A 25985-nucleotide genomic window follows, 5' to 3' on the forward strand; every position below is an offset into this window, starting at 1 on the left:
ACCGCCCCCGTGGGCGACGTCGCCCGGCTCAGTTGCCGACCGCGTTCGGCGCCGGGGATCGCACGCTGCCGATGGCGTCGACGCGGCCCCACCGCCCGGGAATGTCGAGCAGTTCGATCCGACCGAACCGTTCGGGCAGCGCCGGCACGACCACCAGGTCATCGCCGTACGGCTCGAGGCCGAGCAGCGTGCGCACCAGCAGCAGGGGCGCCCCGGTGGCCAGGGCCTGTGGGCTGTTCGCCGCCGGATACTGCACGGGGTGCCGGGTCAACTCGCGGTCGTAGCCGCCGAAGGCCTCCGGAAGGCGCCACTGGAAATACCGGGACGCGTCGATGATTCCCTCGGCGATGCGGCCGGCCTCCTGGTGGAATCCGTAGCGCCGCAGCCCCCAGGCGATGAACGAGTTGTCGAACGGCCACACCGTGCCGACGTGGTAGCCGAGCGGGTTGTAACGTCCCTCCCCCTGGGCGAGGGTGCGCACGCCCCACCCGGAGAACAGGCGGGAGCCGAGCAGGTGCTCGGCGATCTTCGGCGCCCGGGACTCCTCGACGATGCCGCTCCACAGCAGGTGGCCGATGTTCGAGGAGAGGGCGTCGACCTGGCGGCCGTCGCCGTCGAGGGCGAGGGCGTAGTACTCGCCGTCGGCGACCCAGAAGTCACGGTTGAAGCGTTCCTTGAGCTCCGCGGCTTCCCGTTCCAGGCGGTCGGCGTACGCGGGGTCGTCCCAGAACTCGCGGGCCAGCCGCGCGCCGCGGATCTTGGCGTCGTACGCGTAGCCCTGCAGCTCACAGGTCGCCCGGGGCAGGCCGGGCAGCCGCCCGTCCCGGAACGAGATCGAGTTCTTGGTTTCCTTCCAGCACTGGTTCTCCAGCCCGGTCCGCTCGTTGCGGCGCTGGTACCAGACGTAGCCGTCGCCCATGATGTCGCCGTACTCGTCGATCCAGTGCAGCGCCGCGCGCGCCTCGTCCTCGAATTCGCGCACCACCGCGGCGTCGCCGGTCCACCGCTCGTACTCGTCGAGCAGGATGACGTAGAGGGGGGTGCTGTCGGCGGCACCGAAGTACGGCCCCTGCGGGCGTTCCTCGAACGCGACCATCTCGCCGTAGCGGAACTCGCGCAGGATCTTGCCCGGCTCCTCGTCCCGGAAGTCGTCGAGGACGCTGCCCTGGTCGAGGCCGAGCATCCGCAGGGTGTTGACGGCCAGATCCGGCATGAACGGCAGGACCTGCAAACTGGTGAGAATGGGGTCGCGACCGGTGAGGGTGGCGTCCCACGGCAGGCCCGCCGCGGGCAGCGGCTCGGTCGGCAGCGTCAGCGGCGAGAACCGCAGAGCGGCAAGGTCGACCAGGGCGCGCCGGTACGTCCGCTCCAGTGGCTTCCAGTCGCAGCTGAGCTGCGGAGCCCTGTCGAGCCACTGTCGCAGGTCCTCCTGGAGCCCTGCCGTGTCGCGTTGCCGGCAACGGGGAGAGAGGCGTTCTCGCATGTCGTGACCGTCGGGGCGCAGCACCAGCCCCCGGACGTGCAACGTGGTGACCCACTGCCCGTGGGGTTCGATCCGGATGTGGTAGGTCAGCCCCTGTTCGTCGACCTGCGCCGGCTCGGTCGTGGATATCTGGGTCTCGCGGTGATACTTCTCCCGCTCATAGCCGAGGTGCAGGCGTCCGTCCTCGACGCGTTGGTAGAGCCGGCCGGACGGCGTGTGTTCTCGTTCGACCATGTGCAGCGAACTGAAGTCGGCGCCGGCGTCCACCCGGACGGTGAACTCGGCCCACTCCTCGGAATGGTTGAGCACCGTCAACCGCTCCTGGAAGCTGCCGGCCACCGTCCGTTCCCGGATCACCGAGACCTTGGCGTCCACGTAGTGCGTGGGAGCCCCCGGAACGAGGAAGAACCGCACTTCGAAGTACGACGGGTCGTCCATCGCCAGCGTGCTCACCTGTTCGTCGTTGATGGTCAGCCGCCACAGCGACAGGAACCGGGTGTCGAACGAGAAGTAGCCGGCCGGGACGCCGGGCGTCGCCATTATGTCGCCACTGCCGTCGCTCAACACGAAGATGTTGCCGTCCAGGATTCTGACGAGATCGGTCCTCATTCCCGCCTCCCCCGGTCGCCGACGACGGCCCGCGGATGGCGCCCGCCGGGCGGCGGCGCGAAGAGCCGCTCCAGCAGGAGGATGAGCCGGAACTGCCCTTCGAACGTGATGTCGTTCCTCAGCCACGCCGGGAGCGGTTTGGCTTCGCCGCGCGCCATCCGGTCGAAGAAGGCGTCGTCGGAGCGGATGGCGGTGTCGGCGGCGCGGTTCTGCTGTGACACCTTGACGGTGCCGCCGCGGATCTCCACGAACCAGTGGTCGACTTCGTGGTCGCGCTCGATGTCGAAGCGTATGGTGCCGTTCGTCTTCTTCAGCAGGCGTTCGTGGCCGTGTCGTTCGAGCGTCTCGAAGAACTTCCTGGTCGCCTCCGACATGGCACCACCCCCGTAGAAATCCCCGGACCATGCGCAGCGTCATTCGCGCCAGGGTGGGCCGACCTCACCCGGAACGGATGAAACCTGGACTGCGGCCGCGCGCGGCGCGGGAAATTCACCCGATCCGGGTGATGCGGCAGCGCCTCGCTCCCGGGCAGGGTGGGTACGCGGCTCATCCTGGCTCGGCACGCATCGGAGGGAGGGGAGGCGGACGTGTCGAATCCCACCACGAGCTTCTTCCAAGCGCTCGCCCGTCGGGGCCACGAAACCTCCCTGGAGGAAATCGCCGCGACCATCCGGTTCGACCTCACGCACGAGAAGGGCGTCGACCGCTGGTTCATGGTGATCGAACGGGGCGATGTCCGCGTCTCTCGGGATGGGGGTGAGGCCGACTGTGTCATCCACACCAGCCGTGCCACCTTCGACCGGATCATAACCGGCCAGTCACAGTTGTACCCGGCGTGGTTGCGCAACGAAATCAGAACCGAGGGTGATGTCCGGCTGTTCCGCGTCACCTCTCGGCTCATACCGGCGGCACCCGGAGCCCGTCACCCTCGGGAGTTCGGCCGCGAGCGGAGACGTGCGGCATGAGCGACGGCCTCGTCCGGCTGCTGGACGGCAACACGTTCGTGGTCAGCGAGGAGACGGGCGACATCGACGCGTCCCCCACCTTCCCGACCGGTTTCTTCTCGTTCGACACCCGATTCCTGTCGAAATGGATCCTGTCCATCAACGACGAACGGGTCAACGCGCTCACCGTCGAGGAGGTCGCATTCTTCGAGAGCCGCATGGTCGTCGTCCCGGTCCTCCCCACTCCGCTCGTCGACAGCGCTGTCTCGGCCATTCGCGACCGCTCCATCGGCGGAAGCTTCACCGAACGGCTGACGGTGATCAACCATGAGTCCAAGCCCGTCGAGCTGCGGATCCGGATCGACGTCGACAGCGACTTCGCCGACCTCTTCGAGATCAAGGACGTGCGGAACAAGAGAGGGACGTACTACACCCATACCGATGGCGGGTGCCTACGTCTCGGCTATCGGCGGGAGGCGTTCTGCCGGGAGACCCTGGTCTCGTCCACCGAGCCGGCCCGGGTCGACGAGCAGGGGCTGACATACCACGTTCGACTCGAACCGCACGGTCAGTGGATCACCGACCTGCACGTGCAGGCGCTGGGCCTGGGCGGGCGCGACCTTCGGGAGAGCCTGGAGGGCAGACCCGGTCGAGCCCGAGCGCAGATACGGCAGGACCTGGACGGCTGGCTCGCGGAGGCACCCCGCCTCACCTGCGACTCCCCCACGTTGGCGATGACCTACCGGCGCAGCCTGGCTGACCTCTCCGCGCTGCGTTTCGCGCCGCTTGGTGCCGGCGAACATGCCATTCCCGCCGCCGGCCTGCCGTGGTTCATGACGATCTTCGGCCGGGACAGCATCCTCACCAGCATCCAGGCGCTACCGTTCGTGCCCGACCTCGCCGCCACGACGCTACGCATGCTCGGCCTGCGGCAGGGGGCCGTCCTGGACGACTTCCGCGAGGAGGAGCCCGGGAAGATTCTCCACGAGATGCGGTACGGGGAGACGACCGGATTCGAGGAGCAGCCGCACTCGCCGTACTACGGTAGCGCCGACTCGACTCCTCTCTACCTCATCCTGCTCGACGAGTACGAGCGCTGGACCGGCGACGCCGCCCTGGTCCGGTTTCTCGAACGTGCCGGGAGAGCCGCCCTGCACTGGATCGACGAGTACGGCGACATCATGGGCGACGGCTACGTCTGGTACCAGCGCCGCAACGAGCGGACCGGGCTGGAGAACCAGTGCTGGAAGGATTCCTGGGACTCGATCTCGTTCCGGGACGGGCGGCTGCCCGGCCTGCCCCGGGCGACCTGTGAGCTGCAGGGCTACGCGTACGACGCCAAGATCCGCGGCGCGCGGCTGGCCCGCGAGTTCTGGGGCGACCCCGCGTACGCCGACCGCCTGGAACGGGAGGCCGCGGAGCTCAAGGAACGCTTCAACCGTGACTTCTGGGTCGCCGACGGCGAGTACTACGCCCTCGCCCTCGACGGCGACGGCCGCCAGGTCGACGCCCTCTCCTCGAACATCGGCCACCTGCTGTGGAGCGGCATCGTCGAGGAGTCCCGGGCGCCGAAGATCGCCGAGCACCTGCTCGGCCCGCAACTGTTCTCGGGGTGGGGGGTGCGGACGCTCGGCGCCGCCGAGGGGCGCTACAACCCGATCGGCTACCACGTCGGCACGGTGTGGCCGTTCGACAACTCGTTCATCGCCTGGGGGCTGCGGCGCTACGGATTCCACCAGGAGGCCGGGCGCATCGCCGAGGGGATCATCGACGCCGCGGAACACTTCGACGGGCGGCTGCCCGAGGCGTTCGGCGGCTACGAGCGGACGTTGACCAGATATCCCGTGCTGTATCCCACGGCGTGCAGCCCGCAGGCGTGGTCGACCGGCACTCCCCTGTTGCTGCTGCGGACCATGCTCGGCATGGAGCCACGCGGCGAGCACCTGGTGGCCCGACCGGCCGTGCCCTCGGGCATGGGCCGGATCGAGCTGCTCGACATCCCCGGACGGTGGGGCAGGGCGGGTGCGCTCGGACGCGCCCACCCGGAGCGGCGCTGATACTGGGTGCGCTTGCGGAAGTGGAGCGCGGTCGCCGCGGAACTGTCGCGCTGTCGGATCGCTGACGACCGCTGCCCTGGAAGGTTCTGCAAAGAAATTCGGGTGGCGGTGTCGGATCGGGGCGGTGGTGTTCGTAGCAGGGGTGAGGCCGCCCGCAAGGGGGCAGCCCCGAGGTAGAGGGATCGCGATCATGAAGCTGACGACCATGACCCAGGTCACCCTCGATGGAGTGATGCAGGGAAACGGCGCCGCGTCGGACGATCGCAGGAACGGCTTCGAGCGCGGCGGATGGGCCCGGGGGGCGGGTGACGACGAGACCAGGACGTTCATCACGCAGACCTACCAGCGCGCCGAGGCGTTCCTGTTCGGCCGGCGCACCTACGAGTTGTTCGCCGGCTCCTGGGGCTCGATCGACCAGATGCGCGCACATCCCATCGGCGTGGCCTTGAACGAGGCCCCCAAGTACGTTGCCTCGACCACGCTCACCGCGCCGCGCTGGGAGGACACGACCGTTCTCCGCGGTGACCTCGCGGCGGCCGTCAGTGAGCTGAAGGCCAAGGCCGGGGGTGAGCTGCAGGTGCACGGCAGTGGCGCCCTGACCCGGTGGCTGCTGGCGAACGATCTGGTCGACGAGATGACTCTGATCGTGATCCCGGTGATCCTCGGCCAGGGCGCGAGACTGTTCCCGGACACCGGTCCGGATCTTGCGCTCGACCTGATCGAGTCGCGGGTCGACCCGAAGGGCGTGACGATCCAGGTCTACCGCCCGGCCGGGCGCCCGCGGTATGCAACGGCCTGAAGTCCCTGACCACCGAACCGCGCTTTCTCGACACACCACAGGAGATGATCTTCATGCAGTACCTGGTTTCCGTGATCGATGACAAGAGCAATCCCGGCAGCACGGACAGGCGGCCTGCCATCAGCGCGTTCAACGAACGACTGATCGCCGAGGGCTACTGGGTTTTCGCGGGCGGACTCGCGGACACCGACGCGGCCACGGTCATCGACAACCGGGGCGAGCAGGCGGTGTTCAGCGACGGGCCTTTCGTGGAGTCGAAGGAGTACCTCGCCGGCCTCTGGGTGTGGGAGGCCCCCGATCTGGATGTGGCGCTCAAGCTCGCCGCCGAGGCGTCGAAGGTCTGCGATCGGAAGATCGAGGTGCGGCCGTTCCGGTGAGCGACGTCGAGGAGGCGATCACCCGGGCCCACCACGACGAGTGGGCCCGGGTGGTCGCCGCTCTGACCAGGCGCTTCGGTGACCTCGACATCGCCGAGGAGGCAGCGGCCGAGGCGTTCACGACCGCCGTGGAGCGGTGGCCGGCCGACGGCGTGCCGCCCAACCCCGGCGCCTGGCTGACCACCACCGCCGTTCGCAAGGCCATCGACCGGATCCGGCGCGAGACCAAGCGCGACGACAAACACAAGGAGGCTCAGATGGTGTACGACAACACCCCACCCGAGCCTCTCGGCGCCATCGACGACGACCGGCTGAGGCTGATCTTCACCTGCTGTCACCCGGCGCTGGCGATGGAATCCCGCCTGGCGCTTACGCTGCGCATGGTCGGCGGTCTGACCGTGCCCGAGATCGCCCGCGCCTTCCTGGTGGCCGAGAGTGCCATGGGGCAGCGGATCACCCGCGCGAAGGCCAAGATCAAGGCGGCGCGCATCCCCTATCGGATGCCGTCCGCCGAGGATCTCCCGGCCCGCGTCACCGGCGTGCTCGCCGTCCTCTTTCTCGTCTTCAACGAGGGCTACCTGGCGACCGGCTCCGACACCGACCCCGTACGGCACGACCTGACCGCCGAGGCGATCCGGCTCACCCGCCTGATCCGTGCCCTCCTGCCCGAGGACGGTGAGGTGGCCGGGCTGCTGGCGCTGATGCTCCTGATCGAGGCCCGCCGCACCGCCCGGGTCTCGGCCAGCGGCGAACTGGTCGCCCTCGACGAGCAGGACCGTGGCGCCTGGGACAAGGCGCTGATCGCCGAGGGTCATCGGCTGGTGCGCGAGCGCCTGGCCGCCGGGGTGGCTCCGGGCCGCTACCAGATCCTCGCGGCGATCAACGCCGTGCACACCTCCGCCCGCGACGTACGCGACACCGACTGGTCACAGGTCCTCGCCCTCTACGACCAGCTCGTCCGCCTCGACCCCTCGCCGATCATCGCCCTCAACCGGGCCATCGCGGTCGCCGAGCTCGACGGCCCGGAGGTGGCACTGGCGGCCGTCGACCGCCTTGAGCACAGGTTGGCCGGATATCACGCCTACCACGCCACCCGCGCCGACCTGCTGCGCCGGCTGGGCCGCAGTCAGCAGTCGCGCGCGGCCTACGACAAAGCCATCGAGCTGGCGGGCAACACCGCCGAGACCGCCTACCTGACCCGCCGCCGCGACCAACTGCGGTAGCGCCCACGGATCCCGATCGAACCCCGGGCGCAGCGGCGGCCGAACCCGGGACACCTGCCGATGCACTGTCCGCGACTCTGGTCGATGTGCTGCCGCACGAACGGGCAGAGACAGGGCGGTGTCCTCGCCCCCGACGTCGACACCGTCGGCGCGCGGATGGTTGACCGCGGCGTCAACCGGCCTGTCTCTGGGCGTCCGATCGGCAGCCGAGGTAGGCGTCCAGTGCGGCGGCACCGGTGAGCATGGCGCGGCTGCGGGCCGAGAGGCGGGCATGCCAGTCACGCAGCATCGATTCAAGGGGTGCGACGCCTCCGGCGGAGCGGACTTGGACGATCAGCGGGGCGATCTGTTCCAGCAGGTAGCCGCCTCGTCTGAGCTGGTGGACGAGGAGGGCGTCGCGCACGTCGGCCGCGCCGTAGACCCGGTAGCCCGTCTGCGGGTCGCGGCGCGGTTGGACCAGGCCGGCGCGTTCCCATTTACGCAGGGTGGCCGGGCGGATGCCGAGCCTTCTCGCCAGAGGGCCGACGAACGTGTCGCCGCGTTCCTGCGGTACGGGACCGAGGTCGTGAAGCGCGGCTTCGACGGCCTGGAGGGTGTGGCGGTCGTCGAGAAGCTGGGCGTGACTTTCGTCGATGAGCCGCAGCGCCTCCTCAGTCGCGTCGCGGTTGATCGCCTGCATGATCGACGCGGCCTTCTGGTGGCCGTGCCCGGGCACGAGGGCGAGGAACGCGCGCAGGGCGTTCGCGTGCAGCGGCGTGTAGGTGCGGTAGCCGTGCGGGGTGCGTTCGGCGCCCGGAAGGATGCCGGCCGCCTCGTAGTTCCTGACCGCCTGTGTGGACAGACCGTGCCGGCGCGCCAGGTCAACCGGCCTCAACTGTCCACCGTTTTGAAGGTTTTGCCTCACTGTCCTGCCGATATCGCGCATAACTTTCAACCGTCGGTTCAACGATACCGTTGAGGGCATGGCTACCGGTATCGAAGACACCGCTCATGTCGTGGACGCTGCCTCCGTCGTGGGGCTGCTTCCGGCTCTGCCGCGGCTGCTCGCCCTGGGCGAGCCCACCCACGGCGAGGACGTGCTGCTCGACGTACGAAACGAACTCTTCCGCCAACTCGTCGAGCGAGAGGGCTACCAGACGATCGCGGTCGAGAGCGACTGCCTGATGGGCCTGGTCGTGGACGACTACGTCACCGCGGGCACGGGCACCCTCGACGAGGTCATGGAGCGCGGCTTCAGCCACGGGTTCGGCGCGTCCAGGGCCAACCGCGAGCTGGTGAGCTGGATGCGCGCGTACAACGACGGACGGCCCGCGTCCGAGCGGGTGCGCTTCGCCGGTTTCGACGGCCCGCTGGAGATCACCGGCGCCGCGAGCCCTCGGCAGGCCCTCACCGCACTCCACGCCTACCTCACTGCCTGGGTTGACGCCGACCTGCTTCCCTGCACCGCGGAAACGCTCGACCGCCTGCTCGGCGCCGACGACCGGTGGACCGATCCCGCCGCGATGATGGACCCGTCCCGGTCCGTGGGGCGGACGCCCGAGGCCAGCCAGCTGCGGCTGCTCGCCGACGACCTGGTGGCTCTGCTCGACACGCAGACGCCACACCTGATCGCGGCGTCCTCGCGGGACGACTGGGACCGGGCACGCATGTACGGCCGTACCGCCACCGGGCTGCTGCGGTACCACTTCTGCATGGCCGACACGTCACCGAGCCGCATGGCGCGGCTGCTGGGCGTGCGGGCTTCGATGATGGCCGCCAACCTGCTCGCCATCGCCGAGCGGGGCCCGGCGCTGGCGCACGCCAACAACGGGCATCTCCAGCGGGACAAGAGCACCATACGGATGGGCGGCCTGCCGGTGCAGTGGTGGAGCGCCGGGGCGATCGTCAGCGCCCAGTTGGGCGAGGAGTACGCCTTCCTGGCCACGACCCTCGGCACGATCCACCATCGAGGCGTGGACGCCCCACCGCCCGACACCATCGAGGGGCTCCTGTACGCGCTGCCCGAGGACCGATACGTCGTCGACGCCCGGCGACTGGCCGTCGCCCTCGGCGACATGACGCCCGCTGCCCGCGTGTCCCCCTGGTTCGGCTACGCCCCGCTGGACCCGGCCCACCTGGCCGGCACCGACGGGATCGTGTTCGTCAAGGACGCTCCCGCGGGGCAGGCGTGGTGGCCGGTGGCGTGAATCGGAAGTTCCTCCGCACGCCCGACGTGAAGACCGTGTGGAAACGGGTCCATCTCGACCTGCTGCCGTGCCGCGCTGACGGCGGAGGTGGCCCGGCTGCAGTCCCCTCGGTGCGACGCTCGCCGACGTCGGCCAGGGCGACGTCCCGTGGATCGTTCTCGCCAACCACAATCAGGATCGATCTCAGTGACAAGTGCTGTCCGCGGGTTCCTCAACCTCGATGATGTCGGGGTTGAGGGCGGCAGCGATCTCGGCCGCCGTCCCCCAGCGCGTGCCGTCGCGCCACATCATGCTTCCGTCGTCGGGCTGGATTCGAGCATGAGCGGCGCGCCCTCCCGTGCGAGGAGGTAGCGGGCAGCCGCCATGAGCGCCTCGGGTGAGTCCTGGAACGCGCCAACGCCAACCTTGCATTCAGCGCACAGCAGGCCGCGCACCCGCCCGGAGTTGTGGCAACGGTCCACGACGAGGCGGAACGGCTCGGAGTTCGGCGTCCCGTCCAGTCGTCGCCGGCCTCGGGGCCTGACCTTCAGTTCGCTCTCGTGTCTGGTGCAGACGGCGCACCGGTAGTCCTGGGCCTCGCGCCGCGCGTCGTACTCCTGCGTTCTGATCCGGTAGAAGGACCAGAGGTTGTCGGCGCGGACCTTGTCCGGATTGGCCCTGCGGTTCGTGTGGCTGTTGGCGCGGGCGTACTCGCGGCACGGAGCGCACGAGAGCAGTTCGCGCCCGGCCTTCATGAAGCTGTCGAGCGGTCGCGTCTTCTCGCATCGGCTGCACACTTTGGACACGTCGCAACAATATCGGATTCTGGTGTTACCCAATAACTGTCATTATGGTGTGTCGCCGGTTTGCCCGGTTTGTCCATGGTGGTTTTCGGATTGTCATTACCAGTAATCCGTTAATCGGCTCACGAGTCGGCGTGGTCGGCAAGGTGCAGGCATCACGCCCGCCGGGCGGGCTGGGGGTTGAGGAAGATCGGTACCGCCAGGAGCGGTGCGGGAAGCTCCTCACCAGACGGCCCCCCGAGTAGCCGGCGCCGTAAACAACGCTTGGCCACGTGCTGACCCCACCTCGACATCGAGGGTGTGCCCGACCCAAAGCACGTCCCGGATGGATCGACCCGACCGGCCTGCCTGGCGAATGGCCCGGTGTCAGCGGCTTCACCGATCAGAAATCCTCCGCCACGTCGTCAGTTTTGCTAGCTGCTAACGCCGGTGGAAGGATTGCTGACCATGACCGATGCCAGACTGCCGGGCGCCGACGAGGCCACGTTCATCGCGGCGGTCCGCTCAGGCGACACGACGCGGTTCGCACGAATCACGGAGCGTCACCGGCGTGAGTTGCAGGTGCACTGCTACCGGATGCTCGCGAACTACGAGGACGCCCAGGACATGACGCAGGAGACGTTCCTGCGAGCGTGGAACAAGCGAGAGTCGTTCAAGGGCCACGCGGCCCTGCGGACCTGGCTGTACCGGATCGCGACGAACGTCTGCCTCGACTTCCTGGAGAAGCGCAACGACCGCACACCCGTGACTGTCGAGCTGCCGGGCGCGGGCTCGGAAGTGCGATACCTGCAGCCCTACCCGGACCGGATGCTCCCGGAGGACCCGCAGGAGTCGGTGGTGGCGCGGGAGACGATCGAGCTGGCGTTCATCGTCGCCGTCCAGCACCTGCCGCCGCGGCAGCGGGCGGTGTTCATCCTGCGCGACGTCCTCGGCTGGCCGGCGTCGAAGGCCGCCGACGCCCTCGATCTGACCGTCGCATCGGTGACCAGCGCACTGCAGCGGGCGCGCGTGACGATGCGCGAGCAGCTGCCCGACCGCCGCCTCGACTGGCGGAGCCCCGCCACGCACGAGCTGTCGAACGACGAGCGCACCGTGGTGAAGTCGTATATCGACGCCCATGAGCGCAACGACCTCGACGGGCTGATGGCCCTGCTGCGCGACGATCTGCGCTTCGCGATGCTTCCCGAGCCGGGCACCTTGATCGTCACAGCCAAGGACGCGGTGGACGGCTGGGTCTCCAGTGGGCTCTTCCAGCGCGGCAAAGACGACTGGCGCTGTATCCCCACGACGGTCAACCGCATGCCTGCCGCCGTCCTGTACCTCCGCACCCCCAACGACCCGGAGTACCGGTTGTTCACCATCGCGGTCCTGCACATCGTCGACGGGAAGGTCGCCGAACTCACCGGATTCGACGCCACCGACAAACCATGGCTGGGCCTGCCCCCGACACTGTGATCACACATGGCCCCATCGTCGACGAGTCCACCGCACGGGCCACCGTCACCGAAGTCATCGCGGAATGAGCACCCCGACCAGCTGAACACCAACGCGACAACGTGAACACCACCGCCCCGCCGGCGTTGCCGGCGGTGAGCACGCCAGGAAGGATTTCGACCTGGCCTTACGAGCCGAGCATTTGGCCGTGCTCATCGCCTCGTCTCGTATCGGGTCAGCACTGCGCCGCCGGGAAATGTCCGCGTCTCGACCAGGTTCAGGTTCACCCAGGTGTCCAGCACGGTGAAGAACGGCGTGCCGCCGCCCACCAGGACCGGGTGGGTGACCAGGGCGTATTCGTCGATCAGCCCGGCCCGCATGGCCGCCCCGGCAAGCGTCGCGCCGCCGATGTCCATCGGGCCGCCGTCCTCGGCCTTGAGCCGGGTGATCTCGGCGACCGCGCCGTCGGTGACCAGGCGCGTGTTCCAGTCGACCTTGTCGATCGTCGAGGAGAACACCACCTTCGGCATGTCCCGCCAGACGCGCGCGAACTCGATCTCCGCCCGGGTAGCGTTGGGCCGCTGGTCGCCGGTCGGCCAGTGGGAGCTCATCGCCTCCCACAGCTTGCGCCCGTACAGCGACAGATCGCTCGCCCGCATCTGGTCGTACCACCACTGGAACAGCTCATCGCTCGGCGACGAGTCCGGTCCCTCCCCCCCACTCCAGCCGATGTCGTCGCCGGTCGCGGCGATGTAGCCGTCCAGGGTCACGTTCATGCCGAAGATCAGTTTCCGCATCGTGCCAGCCTCCCGTGAGTCGATCTCCCACGTACAGACGGGCGCGGCGCGGAGAACTAATCGGTGCGCGATCTGCGTCCACGACTTCCGCGGATGCGCGTTGATCCCCGAACACCCCTCCTACGTGCCTCCCGAGAAGCGACGTCCGCTGACCATGCCGTAGCGGGCCCGCTACTCTCCGCCGGGCTGGTCGGGGTCGCGCAGCGGCCGCAGCTTCGGCTTGGCGGTGTACGCGGTCGAGCCGCAGATCCGGGCGTTGTTGGCGGAGTTCCCGGACATGCCCTCGACGGTGATCATGGAGAGGGTCAGCTGGACTCGCGGGAAGACGGTGTTCTGTGATCGGGTGCAGCAGTTGCGGCCGTTGTTCCGTCGCCCTGACCCGGCGCAGCGCACTGACTATCTGCCGGGTGAGCTGGCGCAGTGTGACCTGTGGTTCCCGCCGGCGGACGTGCCGTTGGGGTTCGGGCAGACCGGCCGGCCGCCGGTGCTGGTGATGGTGTCCGGTAATTCGCGGTGGCTGTCGGCGGTGATGATCCCGTCTCGGCAGTCGGCGGATCTGCTGGTCGGGCACTGGACGCTGATCTCCGGCTGGGACCGGACGCCCAAGGCGTTGGTGTGGGACAACGAGTCCGCGGTCGGGCAGTGGCGGGCCGGCAGGCCGCAGTTGACCGAGGCGATGAACGCCTTCCGCGGCACCCTCGGCATCAAGGTGATCCAGTGCCGGCCGGCGGACCCTGAGGCCAAGGGCTTGGTCGAGAGGGCCAACGGCTATCTGGAGACGTCGTTCCTGCCCGGCCGTCGGTTCGGCTCACCGCAGGACTTCAACGCCCAGCTGTCCGAGTGGCTGGTGCGGGCGAACAACCGCCGGCACCGGGTGCTGGGTTGCCGGCCGGTGGACCGGTGGGACGCCGACCGGGCCGCGATGCTGTCGCTGCCGCCGGTCGCGCCGGTGGTCGGTTGGCGGCAGACCACACGCCTGCCTCGCGATCACTACGTTCGCTTGGACGGCAACGACTACTCGGTGCACCCGGCGGCGGTGGGCCGACGAGTGGACATCGTCGCCGACGCCGACCGGGTGCAGGTGTTCTGCGAGGACCGGCTCGTTGCCCGGCATGACCGGTGCTGGGCCAAACACCAGAGCATCACCGACCCGGCTCACCGCCAGGCCGCCGCCGACCTGCGGACAGCCGCCCGACAGGCACCGGCGCCGGCGGTCACGACCGAGGTGGAGCATCGCCGGCTGGCCGATTACGACCGGATGTTCGGCCTCGACGTTGAGGTGGCTGCGTGATGGCCACCAAGACCAGCCGCAACGTCACGTCGGAGATCGCGTTCCTCACCCGCGCCCTGAAGGCACCATCCCTGGCTGCGTCGGTGCAACGCCTGGCGGAGCGGGCCAGGGCGGAGTCGTGGACGCATGAGGAGTTCCTCGCCGCCTGCCTGCAACGCGAGGTCGCCGCCCGGGAGGCCCACGGTGGTGAGGGGCAGGGTGATACAGACGTCAGAACTGCTGAGTCTGGTCGGGAAGTTGACGGGTTGAGATAAATCCTGGACATAATTCGCAGGCGTACGGCAACGGTGTGGACCTATTCTGCCCGTCATGACCGACTGGAAGAGCGTCGAGGCCGCCGACTGTGCCGTGCCCGCTGACCGGCCCATGGACGACCTCGTCCGCGAGCTGTCCCGTGCCCTGGCAGATCCCGATCCACTGGTCCGGGACGGCGCGCCCTACGCCGTCCTCGCGACCTGGATCGCTCGCGGGGCGATCGGGATGTCCCGGCGGCTGGAGTTGGGGGACGAGATGGCGACCCGGTTCACCGACCCGCGGGTCGAGGCCCGCACCTTCGCGCCCCTCGTGCTCGACATGCTGGTGGCCGCGGGGGACTTCAAGGCCGGCTGGGTGGAGGCGTTCGAGCACTGGTACCCGGCGGAGCAGGATCTGCGTGGCCACGACGAGACGCTCGGCTGGCTTCACGCGGTGGCGCACGGCGCGGACCTGCTTGCCAGCTTCGGTCGCCACCCCGAGGTGGCGCCGGTGCGGATGCTGAACCTCGCTGCCGCGCGGCTGACGGCGCCCACCGACCACGTCTACGACCAGATGGAGGACGACCGCCTCGCCCGGGCGATCGCCCGGGTCCTCACCCGTACCGACCTGAGTGAGCGCGATGCCGTCGGCTGGCTGGATCCGATCGCCGACCGCTTCGGGGCCGACCGCATCAGCACTCCGGTGCCCGCTCACATCAGCAACTGCCTGCGCACCCTGCGCCTGCTCTACATCCTCGCCGACCGGGGCGTGCGCCCCACCAGCGAACTGCCCGCGGAACCCCTCCACCACCGCGACGCGGTCAAGTCCGGCATCGCCACAGTCCTCGACCGGATCGTAAGACGCTGACCGGCGGCACCCGGTTCGGCCGGGCACCCCGCCGGCTCTTCCCCAGCCGGCCCGCCCCGACCACCTTTCCGCGGTCATGTGCGGGATCGGCGTCCCGGTCGCAGCCGTCCGCGGTGCCGCCATCCGACAGCAGCTCCTCGAACTGCCCGCCCCGTCATCGCGGACGCTCTCGGCTACCACGACAAGACCACCAGCCGCCTCCTCGAGGAGACCGGCGGGACGCGGAGCCGTACGGCTGGCGATCACACAAGGTCACCAGCCGGTTGGACTCCTCGGAGAACTGGCGACAGTTGAATGCGAGAGCCCACCAGTATCAACCCCGGGGCTCCTCTCGGGAGGCCGGTAGGTGGTGGGCGACACCCCTGCCGCTCTGTGACCCGTGCCACATGCCGTTCCTGTCAGCAATCGGGGCGCTGTTCCGCTCAACTCACGCAAGCGAGCGAACAGACAGGAGCAACCCATGAAGCACCGCATCGTCGTCCTCGGCGCCGGCTATGCCGGGGCCCACGTGGCCGGGAACCTGGCCCGCCGGCTGGCCCCGGCGGACACCGAGATCACCGTGGTCAACGCCGAGCCGGACTTCGTCCAGCGGCTGCGGCTGCACGAGCTCGCGGTCGGCCGCGAGATCAAGGCTCCGAAACTCGACGACGTCTTCGCGGGCACGGGGATACGGCTGCGCCTGGCCCGTGTCACCGCCGTCGACCCCGAGCGCCAGGTCGTCGCCGTGGCCGACGCCGACGGCGGCGGCCAGCTCGGCTACGACACGCTTCTCTACGCGCTCGGCAGCCACGGCGACGACCGCGGCGTCCCCGGTGCGGTCGAGTACGCCTTCGACATCGCCGCCCGGCCCTCGGCGCTGCGCCTGCGCGAGCGCCTGGACAGCCTGGGCAGCCGGGGCGACGGCGGACGTGTGGTGGTCGTCGGCGACGGGTTGACCGGCATCGAGACCGCCACCGAGATCGCCGAGGCCCGACCCGGCCTGTCGGTGGCGCTGGTCGCCCGCGGCGAGCTGGGCGCCCGGCTCTCCGCCGGAGCCCGCAGCCACCTGCGCCAGGCCTGCGCCCGGCTGGGCATCACCGTCCTGGAGTACACCAAGGTCGAAGCCGTCGAAGCGACGCGGGTGCTGTGCGCCGACGGCACCGCCCTGGCGTCCGACGCAACCGTGTGGACGGCCGGGTTCGCGGTCAACCCCATCGCCGCCGCCAGCGGGCTGGAGGTCACCGAGAACGGTCGGATCGTCGTCGACCGCACCATGCGGTCGGTCTCGCACCCGAACGTCTACGCCGCCGGCGACAGCGCCTACGCCATCGGCGACAACGGCCGGCCACTGCCGATGTCCTGCGCTTCGGCCGGCTTCACCGGCAACCAGGCCATCGAGGCGATCGTGGGACGCCTGACCGGCCGCAAGATCGCGCACACCAAGCTGGCCTACCCGGGCAACCACATCAGCCTCGGGCGGCGGGACGGGATCCTGCAACTGGTCGACGACGAAGCACAGGCAAAGCCGAAGTACGTGGGCGGCCGGAAGGCCGCGCGGATCAAGGCGGGCATCCTCAAGCTCTCGCTGTGGGCCACCTCGCACCCGACCTTCGGTATGCCCAAGCGCAAGCACCGCCTGGCCGCCGCGCCGAATGCGTCCGCCAAGAAGGCGGTCGGCGCCGCCGCCTAGGGTGATCCGCGTGGACAGCACCGCCACTGATCGCTTCGACACCAGTCGGTTCGAGGCCAGCCGGTTCCGGCTGGCCTCGCTGGCGTACCGGCTGCTGGGCTCCGCCACCGACGCCGAAGACGCCGTGCAGGATGCGTTCCTGCACTGGCAGGCCGTCGACCGCCAGCGGATCAAGGTGCCGGAAGCATGGCTGACGAAGGTCGTCACCAACCTGTGCCTCGACCGGCTCCGCTCGGCACGAGCCCGCCGCGAACGTGCCGTCGGCGCCTGGCTGCCCGAACCGCTCCTCGACGGCGACCCGATGCTCGGCCCGGCCGACACTTTCGAGCAGCGCGAATCGGTCTCCCTGGCCGTGCTGACTCTCCTGGAGCGCCTGTCACCCCTCGAGCGGGCCGTCTACGTCCTGCGCGAAGCGTTCTCCTACAGCCACGCCGAGATCGCCGAGATCCTCGGCATCACCGAGTCCGCAAGCCAGCAGCACCTCCACCGGGCCCGGCGCCGCATCACCGCCGCGCGCCCCCGCGGCGGCGAAGTCGACCCGGCATCCGCCCGCCGGATCGTCGAGGAATTCTTCGCCGCTGCCTACTCGGGCCGCACCGAACGGCTGGTGGCGCTGCTCACCGACGACGCGACCGCGATCTCCGACAACGCCGGCCTGACCGAGACGCTGCTGCGGTACGACACCGCGCAGCGCATCGCCGCCGTCGTACGGGCCGGCTTCAGACCCACACCCGCGAAACGGCGACTTGCCGGCGGCACGCCCGCCATCCACTACGCGCTCGTCAACGGCGCCCCCGCCATTCTCTTCGTGCTCGGCGACCGGGTCATCGGCACGGTGACGTTCGACATCACCAACGGCAAGATCGCCACCGTGCGCGGCATCGCCGCCCCCGCCCGCCTCGCCCGCCTCACCGAAGCCTGGGGGCAGCGCGAACCGGACACGCCGATCATCGCCCGGTGGTGACCCGACGCCGACCGCGGCCAGGCGCGGCACCCGCGCTGCGATGAACCGCCGTCCACGTAGGTCTCGACGTCCCCTCCGTCCTCGGCGGGCCTGCCCCTACGGCAGACCCGCCGAAGCTGACGCCGTGGTGCGACAACCGAGGCGGTACGCGCCGACCGGTCAGGACGGGGTGCGGCGGGCCCGGTGGTTGGCGTGCTTGCGGACCGCGAAGTCGTACGCGTCGGCCAGCAGCCCACGCACCGTGTCCAGGGTCGCCTCGCCGGGGTTCACCACGCACACCCAGTGCTGCGCCGCGTACACCGGATGCGGCAGCACGACGTCGGTGGCCGTGTGGTCGACGCCCGTGTCCGGCTCGCCGTGCTCGTTGCGCCGCGTCGACGAGGCTCCGAAGAGGGCGGCGTACCCGGAGCGGGTCAACCCGATGTTGAGCCGCCAGAACCCCGGCCGGCTCAACGCGGAGGCCGTGTCGTAGCGGTCGCCGGTCACGATCGTCGCGAACGGCAACTGCCGCTCGGCCGGCAGGTCCCGCTGCGGGTCGTAGAGGAAGAAGGTGTCCCCGCCCGCCTCTGGCGCGGTCACCCCGTCGAAGGTCTCGCAGATGTGGCGCTTCATCTCATCAACGTCCATGTCTCAAGTTTTTCATTGAAATGCCTATTGAGACCTACGCGCTGTTTGTCCGTATTCGGGAGCCTGAACCCTCAACTCGGGGCGCAACGCGTCCGAAGGACGCAGCGGGCGTGCCCCGGCGACGGGCGAGGCCGCCGGGGCACGCGCCACGGGCACCCCTAGCCGGTCGCGTCGAGGACGGGAATGAGCTGCTCCTCCTCGTACGCCAGATGGGCCTCCAGCTCGGTGGTGAGCCGCTCGACCTCCCGGCGGACCTCGGCCGGGTCGGCGTCGGGGGCGCCGACGACCTGCTGGAGGCGCGCGACGAGCGCCGCGACCCGTCGGTGCTCCTCGCGCAGCCGCGCCAGGGTCGGGGCGAGGTCGGGGCGCTGCCCGTCGAGGGCGGCGAACATGCCGTCGTCCTCGTTGGTGTGGTGGTGGTGCAGGCCCTGGCAGACGGTCAGGCAGTTGACCCGCAACTGCGCGCCCAGCCCCGGGCCGGAGCGGGCGACCTCGTCGCGGATCAGCGCGAGTTCCCGCCGGAACGCGTCGTGGACCAGTTTGAGCGCCGCGCCCCAGGACGACGCGTTCGGCGGCCCGCCCGCCACCTGGCGCAACGCCAGCACGGGGATCACCCTTGACGTCTTCGCCTGGTACGCGGCCCAGCCCGGATCGGCCTCCACGGCCCGGGCGAAGACCGCGTCGCGTTCGGCCCCCGTCAGCACCTCGGCGCGCGCCTGGTAGGTGAAGACCCCGTCCTCCACGGTGGCGAGCGGGTCGGCGCGCAGGTTGTGGTACCAGTCCGGGTGCTTCGGGCTACCTCCGGCGGAGGCGATGACCAGGATGCGGTCCACGTCGGGCAGGTAGCCGACCGGGGTGGTGTGCGGGGCTCCGGAGCGGGCCCCGGTGGTGGTGAGCAGGATCAGTCGGGCGCCCTCGAAGGGGCCGCCGACGCGGCCGGCGTTGGCGCGGAACTCGTCGATGATCTGCTGGTTGAAGTCGTTGGGCATGCGCTGCTTTCTGCTGGGCAGGGGGAGTGCGGCCACAGTGGATCGCCCGCCCGGCGACCGGTGGCGGCGAGGATGCAGTCGCGCCGGCATGCGACCGGCGTGGACGGTGGGAAAAGGCGCGAGACGGTGGACGCGACGTCGACACCGGAAGATGTGGGCACCGGCGGGCCGCGGGCCCGCCCCCGGCTCACCGGATGGCCGGGTGCCCTGTCCGCTCGTGGCCCATGGCCGACCCGGCAGTCACGGATCCGACCCTAGCGGTCCGCGGCGGGCGGAGGCAACGATGTCGGTTGCGCCGCCCCGTGGGGCGCTGGCACGGTCGGGGAATGATCGAACTGACCGGTGCCGACGTGGACGGCGCGGTGACCGAGATGAGCGCCGTCCTCGGCCCGCACACCGGACGGGACTGGAGCGTGCCCGCCGGCGGGTTGGAGTGGAGCTGCTGGACCACCGCCACGCACGTGGCGCACGACCTGCTGGCGTACGCCGGTCAGGTCGCCGGGCGGCCCGACGCGGCCTACCTGCCGTTCGACCTGGTCGTCTCCCCCGCCGCCGCGCCGGCCGAGGTGCTGCGGGTCGTCGCCGCCTGCGGTGGGCTGCTGCGGGTGGCGGTCGACGCCGCCGCGCCGCACACGCGCGCGTGGCACTTCGGCCCCTGCGACCCGGCGGGCTTCGCCGCCATGGGGGTGGCGGAGACGCTGCTGCACACCGACGACATCGCCCGTGGTCTCGGCGTGCCGTGGCAGCCGCCGGAACGGCTCAGCGCCGCCGTGGTGCGCCGGCTCTTCCCGGACGCCCCCGCCGGGCCGGCGCCGCAGGTGCTGCGGTGGCTGACCGGCCGTGGTGAGCTGCCGGGCCGGCCGCGGCGCACCTCGTGGTCGTGGCGGGCCGCGGTGCAGTGACGCGGGCTACGCCGCCCGGCGACGCCAGGGCAGGCGCCAGGCCCGCCGGGGCCTCGCACGCGGCGGGGCTGGCGGCGCGGGCGCCGGGGCCGGCGCGGCGGCGGCCAGGCGCCGCTCGGCTTGCCAGCGGCGTACGACGTCGTCGGCGTTGACCGGCCGCACGGCCACCCGCGGGCCGGTGGGCGTACGCAGCCAGGAGATGATCTGGGCGTTCAGGTCGGCGACGAAGGCGCGCACCGACTCCTCGGTGGGCAGGTCACGCACCTCGTCGGGCACCTGCTCGACCCGGCGACGCAGTTGCAGCGGGGTCGGCAGCAGCAGGTCCGTCGGGAGCTTCTCCCGTTCCAGGAAGCTCTTGATCCACCACGACTCGTCGTACGGCTCGCCACGGCCGGGGATCGGCTTGCCCATGCCGGGCAGGTTGTCGAACTCGCCCTGCTCCTGGGCCGCGCGGATGCGCGCCTCGACCGTCGCTTCCCAGCTGTCCACCTGCCGACACCTCCCCGGCCCACGGTAACGCGGCCGCGGTGTCGGGGCCGCCGGACGGGCACAGCGCGGTGGCGGCGCCGGGCATTCCCGGCGGTCAGGCCCAGCGGGCGTGCCGGTGGCCGTCGCGGGGAAACGGCGGGCGGGCCGGCAGCACCTCCTGGAAGCGGTAGCCGACCTTCTCGGCGACGCGGCAGGACGCGGGGTTGTCGATCTGGTGCATCAGGTCCAGCCGCCGCAGGCCGGCGAACCGGGCGAACGCCCAACCGGTGACCGCGTCGAGGGCGTGCGGGGCGATGCCTCGCCCCCGGGCGGGCGCGGCCGTCCAGTAGCCGACCTCGGCGTCCGCGCGCCCCGCGGCGACGTTCTTGAGCACCACCTGCGCGACCAGGGTCTCGCCGGCGGGGTGCGGCTCGACCACGGCGAAGCTGAACCGGCACCCGTCGTCCCAGTCGCGGCGGGCCGCGGCCACGAAGCGGCGCGCCTCGGTGGTCGTGGTCACCGGCGCCCGGGTCCAGCGGAGCAGCACCGGGTCCCGGTACACCGCCACCAGGGCGTCGGCGTCGTCGTCGCGCCAGGGACGCAACGACAGTTCCGGCAGGGTCGAGGTGGCCGGTGCGCGCAGCATCGGCCCAATGTCCCCCGCTGCGGCCGCCACATGGGGGCACGATCGGGCCCACCCCCGCGCCGCCCGGCCCGGTCGCGCCCCAGACGTGGGCGACGGATGCGACCGGACCGATCCCGGGGTTTTGCTATTCCGGCAACGATGTTTGCCACCATCGGTGCTTCGGGCGGACAGTCGGATCGGCGGCGGGCGCCGGCCCGCCAGCGACGGAGGGAGAGTTCCGTGCGGAAGACGTACGACGTGGTGGTCGTGGGCGGCGGCGCGGCCGGGCTGAGCGGGGCGCTGGCCCTGACCCGGGCCCGCCGCTCGGTGCTGGTGGTCGACGCGGGCCAGCCGCGCAACGCGCCGGCCGGGCACGTGCACAACTACCTGGCCCGGGAGGGCACGCCACCGGGCGAGCTGCTGGCGACCGGCCGGGCCGAGGTGGCCGGCTACGGCGGCGAGTTCGTCCACGGCACCGTCCGCTCGGCGGCGCCGCGCGACGGCGGCGGGTTCCGGGTGGCCCTCGCCGACGGCCGCACGGTCGGCGCCCGGCGGCTGCTGGTGACCACCGGACTGGTCGACGAACTGCCCGACGTGCCGGGGCTGGCCGAACGGTGGGGCCGCGACGTGCTGCACTGCCCGTACTGTCACGGGTGGGAGGCGCGCGACGAGCCGCTGGTGGTGCTGGCCACCGGCCCGCTGGCCGCGCACCAGGCGCTGCTGTGGCGGCACTGGAGCGCCGACGTGACGGTCGTACGGCACGTCGGGTGCGCGTTCACCGCCGAGGAGGACGAGCAGCTCGCGGCCCGCGGCGTGCGGGTGGTCGACGGCCCCGTCGCCGCGCTGGAGATCGCCGGTGACGCGCTCACCGGCGTGCGGCTGGCCGGCGGCGAGGTGCTGCCGTGCGGGGCGGTGGTGGTGGCTCCCCGCTTCCACGCCCGCGCCGACGTGCTGGCGTCGCTCGGTCTCGCGGCGGTGGAGCAACAGATGGGCGGCCAGGTGATCGGCAGCGCCGTGCCGTCCGACCCGACGGGGGCGACCGCGGTCCCCGGCGTGTGGGTGGCCGGCAACGTCACGGACCTGCGCGCCCAGGTGGTCACCTCGGTGTCCGCCGGCCTGGCGGCCGGCGCGGCGATCAACGCCGACCTGGTCGCCGAGGAGACCCGCGCGGCCGTCGCGGCCCGCCGGGCGCCCGAGGGCGGACGCCGACTGACGGGAGCCCGGGCGTAGGGTCGGCGGCGACGGCCGGCTCACGCTCGCCCAGGGCGGTGACCGAAGCCGAGGGGAACGGGGGGCGACATGGTCGGTACGGGTGCGCTCGTAGGCATCGCGCTGGTGGCGCTGGGGCTGGTGCTGACCCCCGGCCCGAACATGGTCTACCTGGTCTCCCGGTCGGTGACCCAGGGCCGGCGGGCCGGGCTGGTCTCGCTGCTCGGCGTCGCCGCCGGCTTCGGCGTCTACCTGGTCGCCGCGGTCGCCGGCATCGCCACGGTGTTCGTGCTGGTGCCCGCCCTCTACACCGCGGTCAAGCTGGCCGGTGCGGCGTACCTGCTGTGGCTGGCCTGGCAGGCCCTGCGCCCCGGCGGGCAGTCGCCGTTCACGCCGGCGCCGTTGCCGCCCGACCCGGCGCGGCGGCTGTTCACCATGGGTCTGGTCACCAACCTGCTCAACCCGAAGATCGCGATCCTGTACGTGTCGCTGCTGCCGCAGTTCATCGACCCGACCCGCGGCCACGTCGCGGCGCAGAGCCTGGTGCTGGGGCTGACCCAGATCGCGGTGGCGCTCACGGTGAACGCGCTGATCGTACTCACCGCCGGCGCGCTCGCCGGGTTCTTCGCCCGCCGACCGCTCTGGCTCAGGGTGCAGCGGCTGCTGACGGGCACCGTCCTGGCGGCGCTGGCGGTGCGGATCGCCGCCGACCGGTCCCGCGCCGTCGTCGCCACGCCCTGACGTCGCGCACCCGCCCCGCCGCCGGGCGGGGTGGGGCCGGGCCGGTGGACGAGCGGGGGCGTCGGCGGTCCGTTCAGAGCGCGTCGGGCTGGACGAGCGCCGGGTGCCGCTCGCCGGGCGGGGCGTGCCAGGTGGGGGCGTCCTCGCGCAGGGTGGTGTCGATGCGCAGCCGCGCCCAGTCGTCCAGCTCGGGCAGGTCGGCCGGGTCGAACCAGGCCACCTCGAGGGACTCGTCGTCGTTGACGCGCGGTTCGCCGCCCACCGCGCGGCACCGGAACCACACGTTCAGGTACTCGCAGGCGTCGCCGTTGGGGTAGACGACCGGGTGCGTGGCGACGCCGCCGACCCGCTCGATGCGTACGTGCACGCCGGTCTCCTCGTACACCTCCCGCAGGAGGGCGTCGGCGGGCTGCTCGCCGGGGTCGATGAGGCCGGCGGGCAGGGACCAGCGGCCGTTGTCGGCGCGGCGGGCCAGCAGCACGCGCCCGGCGTCGTCGCGGACGACCGCGCTGACGCCGGGCAGCAGGAGCAGGTCCGTGCCGACGTGGGCGCGCAGCTTCACGATGTACGGGGAGACGGCCACACCGGACAACCTAACCGGCGTCGGCGCGTTGCCGGCGGACCATCCCCACGGCACGGCGGCGCCGCGTCCCGGTTGACGGCGGCGATCCGGGCGGCCGACTCCCCCGGCTCAGGCCAGCATGTTCTCGATGAGGTCGGCGGCGCGCGGGGTGCCGCCCCCCGCCCGTGCCTCGGCGCGCAGCAGTGCCGAGCGGCGGGCGACCTCCGTGTCGGTGACCAGGTCGCGCAGGGCCGTCCGTAGGGTCTCGGCGGTGGCTTCGGGGGTGTCGATGCGGCGGGCCACGCCGAGTTCCACGAGCCGGTCGGCGTTCATGAACTGTTCGGCGGCCTGCGGCACGGCGATCATGGGGACGCCTGCCAGTAGTCCTTCGCCGCAGCCGCCCATGCCGGCGTGGGTGACGAAGGCGTCCGCCTGCTCCAGGATCGCCCGCTGCGGGACCCAGGAGTGCACCTCGACGTTGGGCGGGATGTCGCCGAGTTCCCGCGGGTCGGTGTGCTTGCCGATCTGGAGGACGACGTGCCAGCCGGGCAGGTTGCCGTACGCGGCCAGGCACTGGCGGTAGAACTCCGGTTGACGGGTGTACGCCGAACCGAGGGAGATCAGCAGCACGTTCTCCGCGTTCGCCGGGCGGGTCCAGCCGTCCGCGCCCGCACGTACGTCGAAGCAGGGCCCGACGAAGGTCACCGCGTCGGTGTCGACCTGGTCGGCGTGTGGCTGCATCGCCCGGGTGATCAGCGCGAGGGCCCGCGGGGGCCGACCGGAGAAGGCGTCCACGTCCGTGGTGGACGCCCCGGAGTCGGCGAGCCACTGCGCGAACTTCGCCCGGTACGCGTCGGCGCCCGGCAGTTGCCACAGGTGTGCCGCGACGTCCTGGTCGTAGCCGTCCCAGGCCACGAACGTCGGAGACAACTGTAGGACGGGCCGGTGCTGCGATTCGGCGAGGGCGCGCGCGGCGTAGGCGCCGATGTCGTACAGGTACAGGTCCGCCGGGTCGCGGTCGTAGGCGGCACGCAACTGCGGGAGTGCCCGGATGGCGTCGTCGAGGAAGAGGCTCATCGCGGCGATGGGGTCGTCGGGCCAGTCGTTGTCGGCGACCGGCAGTTCGGACGCGCAGGGCACGAGTTCGGCGCCGGTGGCCGCGATCCGGTCGGCCACCGCCGGGTCGTTGGCGTAGGTCACGCGGTGGCCGCGGGCCACCAGCTCGCGGATGATCTCGAGGCTCGGCAGGACGTGGCTGACGGCCGGAATGCCGACCATCGCGATATGGGCACGGCGACGGGACACGGAAATTCACCTATTTTCAAACGGAAGGACCACAGCAGGCGAGTACGCCACGCCGGTCGATGCGCCGCGCGGGAACTCGCGCACGCGCGTCACGCGTGCGGTGAGTCAGGGGCGGCGGCTTCCAGATCGGCGATGCTGCCCGACATGATCGTCCGCACGTGCTCGGTGATGTGCTCCGCCGGCCAGTCCCACCAGGCCACCGCCAGAAGCCGGGCGACGTCCTCGCTGTCGTAGCGGGTGCGGATGAGGCGAGCCGGGTTGCCGCCGACGATGCCGTAGTCGGGTACGTCGCTGGTGACCACGGCACCGGAGCCGATGATCGCGCCGTGCCCGATCCGTACGCCGGGCATGACCGTCGTGCCGTGGCCGAACCAGACGTCGTTGCCGACGACGGTGTCCCCTCGGTTGGGCAGGCCGGTGAGCAGGTCGAAGTGTTCGGACCACGAGCCGCCCATGGTGGGGAAGGGGAAGGTCGAGGGGCCGTCCATCCGGTGGTTGGCGCCGTTCATGATGAACCGCACTCCCGTGCCCAGCGCGCAGAACCTGCCGATGATCAGCTTCTCCGGCCCGTAGTGGTGGAGCACGTTGCGCGTCTCGAAAGCGGTCGCGTCGTCCGGGTCGTCGTAGTAGGAGTACTCCCCCACCTCGATCAGCGGGGATGTCACCAGCGGCCTGAGCAGCACCACCCGCGGCTGCTCAGGCATCGGGTGGAGGATCGTCGGGTCAGGTACAGGCATGGGGAAAGCGGTTCCTCGTCGGTGGCGGGTCCGTGTCCGGTCCATGATCGGGGTACCGCCCCGTCCCGGGACACCGATATACCACCGGCACACCCCGCGCCCAC

25 protein-coding genes and 2 pseudogenes are annotated in these 25985 nt (G+C 71.0%); 15 read left to right on the forward strand and 12 right to left on the reverse strand.

Annotation, left to right across the window (positions count from 1 at the left end; translation table 11 throughout):
- Nucleotides 1-28: 28 nt before the first annotated feature.
- Nucleotides 29-2092 carry a glycogen debranching N-terminal domain-containing protein gene (locus ACFY23_RS22440; protein ID WP_387037589.1) on the reverse strand — a complete coding sequence of 688 codons (2064 nt, stop codon included), beginning with the start codon at nt 2090-2092 and terminating at the stop codon, nt 29-31.
- A complete protein-coding gene (locus ACFY23_RS22445; protein ID WP_350687277.1) occupies nt 2089-2466 on the reverse strand; it encodes an SCP2 sterol-binding domain-containing protein in 378 nt (125 codons plus the stop codon). The genes ACFY23_RS22440 and ACFY23_RS22445 overlap by 4 nt, the downstream gene beginning before the upstream one ends.
- A gap of 213 nt (nt 2467-2679) precedes the next feature.
- Here ACFY23_RS22445 and ACFY23_RS22450 point away from each other — a divergent pair, with 213 nt between their 5' ends.
- The 5 genes from ACFY23_RS22450 to ACFY23_RS22470 all read left to right on the forward strand — a co-directional run bounded on the left by ACFY23_RS22450 (nt 2680) and on the right by ACFY23_RS22470 (nt 7492).
- Entirely contained in the window at nt 2680-3057 is a 378-nt protein-coding gene (locus tag ACFY23_RS22450; protein WP_350687275.1) for an SCP2 sterol-binding domain-containing protein, read from the forward strand.
- Nucleotides 3054-5093, forward strand: a complete 2040-nt coding sequence (locus tag ACFY23_RS22455; RefSeq protein ID WP_387037593.1) for a glycogen debranching N-terminal domain-containing protein — start codon at nt 3054-3056, stop codon at nt 5091-5093. The genes ACFY23_RS22450 and ACFY23_RS22455 overlap by 4 nt, the downstream gene beginning before the upstream one ends.
- 190 nt (nt 5094-5283) lie before the next feature.
- Nucleotides 5284-5892: a dihydrofolate reductase family protein gene (locus ACFY23_RS22460; protein WP_350685131.1), complete on the forward strand. Its 609-nt coding sequence runs from the start codon at nt 5284-5286 to the stop codon at nt 5890-5892.
- Nucleotides 5893-5945: 53 nt separating this feature from the next.
- The gene (locus tag ACFY23_RS22465; RefSeq protein ID WP_350685132.1) at nt 5946-6269 is read left to right on the forward strand and encodes a YciI family protein; all 324 of its coding nucleotides are present in this window, start codon (nt 5946-5948) and stop codon (nt 6267-6269) included.
- Nucleotides 6266-7492 carry a DUF6596 domain-containing protein gene (locus tag ACFY23_RS22470; protein ID WP_350685130.1) on the forward strand — a complete coding sequence of 409 codons (1227 nt, stop codon included), beginning with the start codon at nt 6266-6268 and terminating at the stop codon, nt 7490-7492. The genes ACFY23_RS22465 and ACFY23_RS22470 overlap by 4 nt, the downstream gene beginning before the upstream one ends.
- 172 nt (nt 7493-7664) lie before the next feature.
- Here the strand turns inward: ACFY23_RS22470 and ACFY23_RS22475 are convergent, their stop codons facing one another.
- A complete protein-coding gene (locus ACFY23_RS22475) occupies nt 7665-8417 on the reverse strand; it encodes a TioE family transcriptional regulator (protein ID WP_350685129.1) in 753 nt (250 codons plus the stop codon).
- Between the two features lie 37 nt (nt 8418-8454).
- Between ACFY23_RS22475 and ACFY23_RS22480 the strand changes: the two genes are divergently transcribed.
- A complete protein-coding gene (locus ACFY23_RS22480) occupies nt 8455-9678 on the forward strand; it encodes an erythromycin esterase family protein (protein WP_350685128.1) in 1224 nt (407 codons plus the stop codon).
- Between the two features lie 287 nt (nt 9679-9965).
- Here ACFY23_RS22480 and ACFY23_RS22485 read toward each other — a convergent pair whose 3' ends face one another.
- On the reverse strand, nt 9966-10463 hold the full coding sequence (locus tag ACFY23_RS22485; RefSeq protein WP_350685127.1) for an endonuclease domain-containing protein: 498 nt from the start codon (nt 10461-10463) through the stop codon (nt 9966-9968).
- Nucleotides 10464-10907: 444 nt separating this feature from the next.
- On the opposite strand from ACFY23_RS22485, the gene ACFY23_RS22490 reads away from it, so the two are divergent.
- The gene (locus tag ACFY23_RS22490; protein ID WP_350685126.1) at nt 10908-11915 is read left to right on the forward strand and encodes an RNA polymerase subunit sigma-70; all 1008 of its coding nucleotides are present in this window, start codon (nt 10908-10910) and stop codon (nt 11913-11915) included.
- A 191-nt stretch (nt 11916-12106) separates the two neighbouring features.
- Here the strand turns inward: ACFY23_RS22490 and ACFY23_RS22495 are convergent, their stop codons facing one another.
- On the reverse strand, nt 12107-12691 hold the full coding sequence (locus ACFY23_RS22495) for a dihydrofolate reductase family protein (RefSeq protein WP_350685125.1): 585 nt from the start codon (nt 12689-12691) through the stop codon (nt 12107-12109).
- A 208-nt stretch (nt 12692-12899) separates the two neighbouring features.
- Here ACFY23_RS22495 and ACFY23_RS22500 point away from each other — a divergent pair.
- The 5 genes and pseudogenes from ACFY23_RS22500 to ACFY23_RS22520 form a co-directional block, all read left to right on the forward strand.
- Nucleotides 12900-13982, forward strand: a pseudogene (locus tag ACFY23_RS22500) (transposase); the annotation flags it as partial.
- Nucleotides 13982-14179, forward strand: a pseudogene (locus ACFY23_RS22505) (IS21-like element ISAau2 family helper ATPase IstB); the annotation flags it as partial. The pseudogenes ACFY23_RS22500 and ACFY23_RS22505, both read left to right, overlap by 1 nt.
- Before the next feature lie 112 nt (nt 14180-14291).
- Nucleotides 14292-15083 carry a DUF2785 domain-containing protein gene (locus tag ACFY23_RS22510; RefSeq protein ID WP_350685124.1) on the forward strand — a complete coding sequence of 264 codons (792 nt, stop codon included), beginning with the start codon at nt 14292-14294 and terminating at the stop codon, nt 15081-15083.
- A gap of 460 nt (nt 15084-15543) precedes the next feature.
- Nucleotides 15544-16752 carry an FAD-dependent oxidoreductase gene (locus ACFY23_RS22515; RefSeq protein ID WP_350685123.1) on the forward strand — a complete coding sequence of 403 codons (1209 nt, stop codon included), beginning with the start codon at nt 15544-15546 and terminating at the stop codon, nt 16750-16752.
- A gap of 10 nt (nt 16753-16762) precedes the next feature.
- The gene (locus ACFY23_RS22520; protein WP_350685122.1) at nt 16763-17716 is read left to right on the forward strand and encodes a sigma-70 family RNA polymerase sigma factor; all 954 of its coding nucleotides are present in this window, start codon (nt 16763-16765) and stop codon (nt 17714-17716) included.
- 159 nt (nt 17717-17875) lie between these two features.
- Here the strand turns inward: ACFY23_RS22520 and ACFY23_RS22525 are convergent, their stop codons facing one another.
- Nucleotides 17876-18343, reverse strand: a complete 468-nt coding sequence (locus ACFY23_RS22525; protein WP_350685121.1) for a DUF6194 family protein — start codon at nt 18341-18343, stop codon at nt 17876-17878.
- A 158-nt stretch (nt 18344-18501) separates the two neighbouring features.
- Nucleotides 18502-19332 (reverse strand): nitroreductase/quinone reductase family protein, encoded by an 831-nt coding sequence (locus tag ACFY23_RS22530; protein WP_350685120.1) that lies wholly within the window; start codon nt 19330-19332, stop codon nt 18502-18504.
- Between the two features lie 326 nt (nt 19333-19658).
- Here ACFY23_RS22530 and ACFY23_RS22535 point away from each other — a divergent pair, with 326 nt between their 5' ends.
- A complete protein-coding gene (locus tag ACFY23_RS22535) occupies nt 19659-20234 on the forward strand; it encodes a hypothetical protein (RefSeq protein ID WP_387037603.1) in 576 nt (191 codons plus the stop codon).
- A 6-nt stretch (nt 20235-20240) separates the two neighbouring features.
- On the opposite strand, the gene ACFY23_RS22540 is transcribed toward ACFY23_RS22535, so the two are convergent.
- Nucleotides 20241-20723: a DUF1992 domain-containing protein gene (locus ACFY23_RS22540; protein ID WP_350687588.1), complete on the reverse strand. Its 483-nt coding sequence runs from the start codon at nt 20721-20723 to the stop codon at nt 20241-20243.
- Nucleotides 20724-20817: 94 nt separating this feature from the next.
- Nucleotides 20818-21348, reverse strand: a complete 531-nt coding sequence (locus tag ACFY23_RS22545) for a GNAT family N-acetyltransferase (RefSeq protein ID WP_350819372.1) — start codon at nt 21346-21348, stop codon at nt 20818-20820.
- A gap of 219 nt (nt 21349-21567) precedes the next feature.
- Here ACFY23_RS22545 and ACFY23_RS22550 point away from each other — a divergent pair, with 219 nt between their 5' ends.
- Nucleotides 21568-22557, forward strand: a complete 990-nt coding sequence (locus ACFY23_RS22550; RefSeq protein ID WP_350819371.1) for an NAD(P)/FAD-dependent oxidoreductase — start codon at nt 21568-21570, stop codon at nt 22555-22557.
- Between the two features lie 69 nt (nt 22558-22626).
- Nucleotides 22627-23277 (forward strand): LysE family translocator, encoded by a 651-nt coding sequence (locus tag ACFY23_RS22555; RefSeq protein WP_350687027.1) that lies wholly within the window; start codon nt 22627-22629, stop codon nt 23275-23277.
- A gap of 73 nt (nt 23278-23350) precedes the next feature.
- Here the strand turns inward: ACFY23_RS22555 and ACFY23_RS22560 are convergent, their stop codons facing one another.
- The 3 genes from ACFY23_RS22560 to ACFY23_RS22570 all read right to left on the reverse strand — a co-directional run bounded on the left by ACFY23_RS22560 (nt 23351) and on the right by ACFY23_RS22570 (nt 25881).
- Complete coding sequence (locus ACFY23_RS22560; RefSeq protein WP_350687028.1) at nt 23351-23860, reverse strand: NUDIX domain-containing protein; 510 nt, start codon at nt 23858-23860, stop codon at nt 23351-23353.
- Between the two features lie 108 nt (nt 23861-23968).
- A complete protein-coding gene (locus tag ACFY23_RS22565) occupies nt 23969-25117 on the reverse strand; it encodes a macrolide family glycosyltransferase (protein ID WP_350687029.1) in 1149 nt (382 codons plus the stop codon).
- A 116-nt stretch (nt 25118-25233) separates the two neighbouring features.
- Nucleotides 25234-25881 carry a CatB-related O-acetyltransferase gene (locus tag ACFY23_RS22570; RefSeq protein WP_387037608.1) on the reverse strand — a complete coding sequence of 216 codons (648 nt, stop codon included), beginning with the start codon at nt 25879-25881 and terminating at the stop codon, nt 25234-25236.
- Between the last annotated feature and the right edge of the window lie 104 nt (nt 25882-25985).

This window comes from Micromonospora sp. NPDC000121 (assembly GCF_042899165.1).
In the GTDB taxonomy this organism is placed as follows: domain Bacteria; phylum Actinomycetota; class Actinomycetes; order Mycobacteriales; family Micromonosporaceae; genus Micromonospora.

Bases quoted from the DNA above. Each gene is read 5' to 3' on its own strand.
- ACFY23_RS22490 (WP_350685126.1), top strand. From the start codon at position 10,908: ATGACCGATGCCAGACTGCCGGGCGCCGACGAGGCCACGTTCATCGCG.
- ACFY23_RS22510 (WP_350685124.1), top strand. From the start codon at position 14,292: ATGACCGACTGGAAGAGCGTCGAGGCCGCCGACTGTGCCGTGCCCGCT.
- ACFY23_RS22545 (WP_350819372.1), bottom strand. From the start codon at position 21,348: ATGCTGCGCGCACCGGCCACCTCGACCCTGCCGGAACTGTCGTTGCGT.
- ACFY23_RS22465 (WP_350685132.1), top strand. From the start codon at position 5,946: ATGCAGTACCTGGTTTCCGTGATCGATGACAAGAGCAATCCCGGCAGC.
- ACFY23_RS22445 (WP_350687277.1), bottom strand. From the start codon at position 2,466: ATGTCGGAGGCGACCAGGAAGTTCTTCGAGACGCTCGAACGACACGGC.
- ACFY23_RS22475 (WP_350685129.1), bottom strand. From the start codon at position 8,417: ATGCGCGATATCGGCAGGACAGTGAGGCAAAACCTTCAAAACGGTGGA.
- ACFY23_RS22535 (WP_387037603.1), top strand. From the start codon at position 19,659: ATGATCGAACTGACCGGTGCCGACGTGGACGGCGCGGTGACCGAGATG.
- ACFY23_RS22495 (WP_350685125.1), bottom strand. From the start codon at position 12,691: ATGCGGAAACTGATCTTCGGCATGAACGTGACCCTGGACGGCTACATC.
- ACFY23_RS22525 (WP_350685121.1), bottom strand. From the start codon at position 18,343: ATGGACGTTGATGAGATGAAGCGCCACATCTGCGAGACCTTCGACGGG.
- ACFY23_RS22455 (WP_387037593.1), top strand. From the start codon at position 3,054: ATGAGCGACGGCCTCGTCCGGCTGCTGGACGGCAACACGTTCGTGGTC.
- ACFY23_RS22460 (WP_350685131.1), top strand. From the start codon at position 5,284: ATGAAGCTGACGACCATGACCCAGGTCACCCTCGATGGAGTGATGCAG.
- ACFY23_RS22440 (WP_387037589.1), bottom strand. From the start codon at position 2,092: ATGAGGACCGATCTCGTCAGAATCCTGGACGGCAACATCTTCGTGTTG.
- ACFY23_RS22565 (WP_350687029.1), bottom strand. From the start codon at position 25,117: ATGGTCGGCATTCCGGCCGTCAGCCACGTCCTGCCGAGCCTCGAGATC.
- ACFY23_RS22480 (WP_350685128.1), top strand. From the start codon at position 8,455: ATGGCTACCGGTATCGAAGACACCGCTCATGTCGTGGACGCTGCCTCC.
- ACFY23_RS22515 (WP_350685123.1), top strand. From the start codon at position 15,544: ATGAAGCACCGCATCGTCGTCCTCGGCGCCGGCTATGCCGGGGCCCAC.
- ACFY23_RS22530 (WP_350685120.1), bottom strand. From the start codon at position 19,332: ATGCCCAACGACTTCAACCAGCAGATCATCGACGAGTTCCGCGCCAAC.
- ACFY23_RS22555 (WP_350687027.1), top strand. From the start codon at position 22,627: ATGGTCGGTACGGGTGCGCTCGTAGGCATCGCGCTGGTGGCGCTGGGG.
- ACFY23_RS22570 (WP_387037608.1), bottom strand. From the start codon at position 25,881: ATGCCTGTACCTGACCCGACGATCCTCCACCCGATGCCTGAGCAGCCG.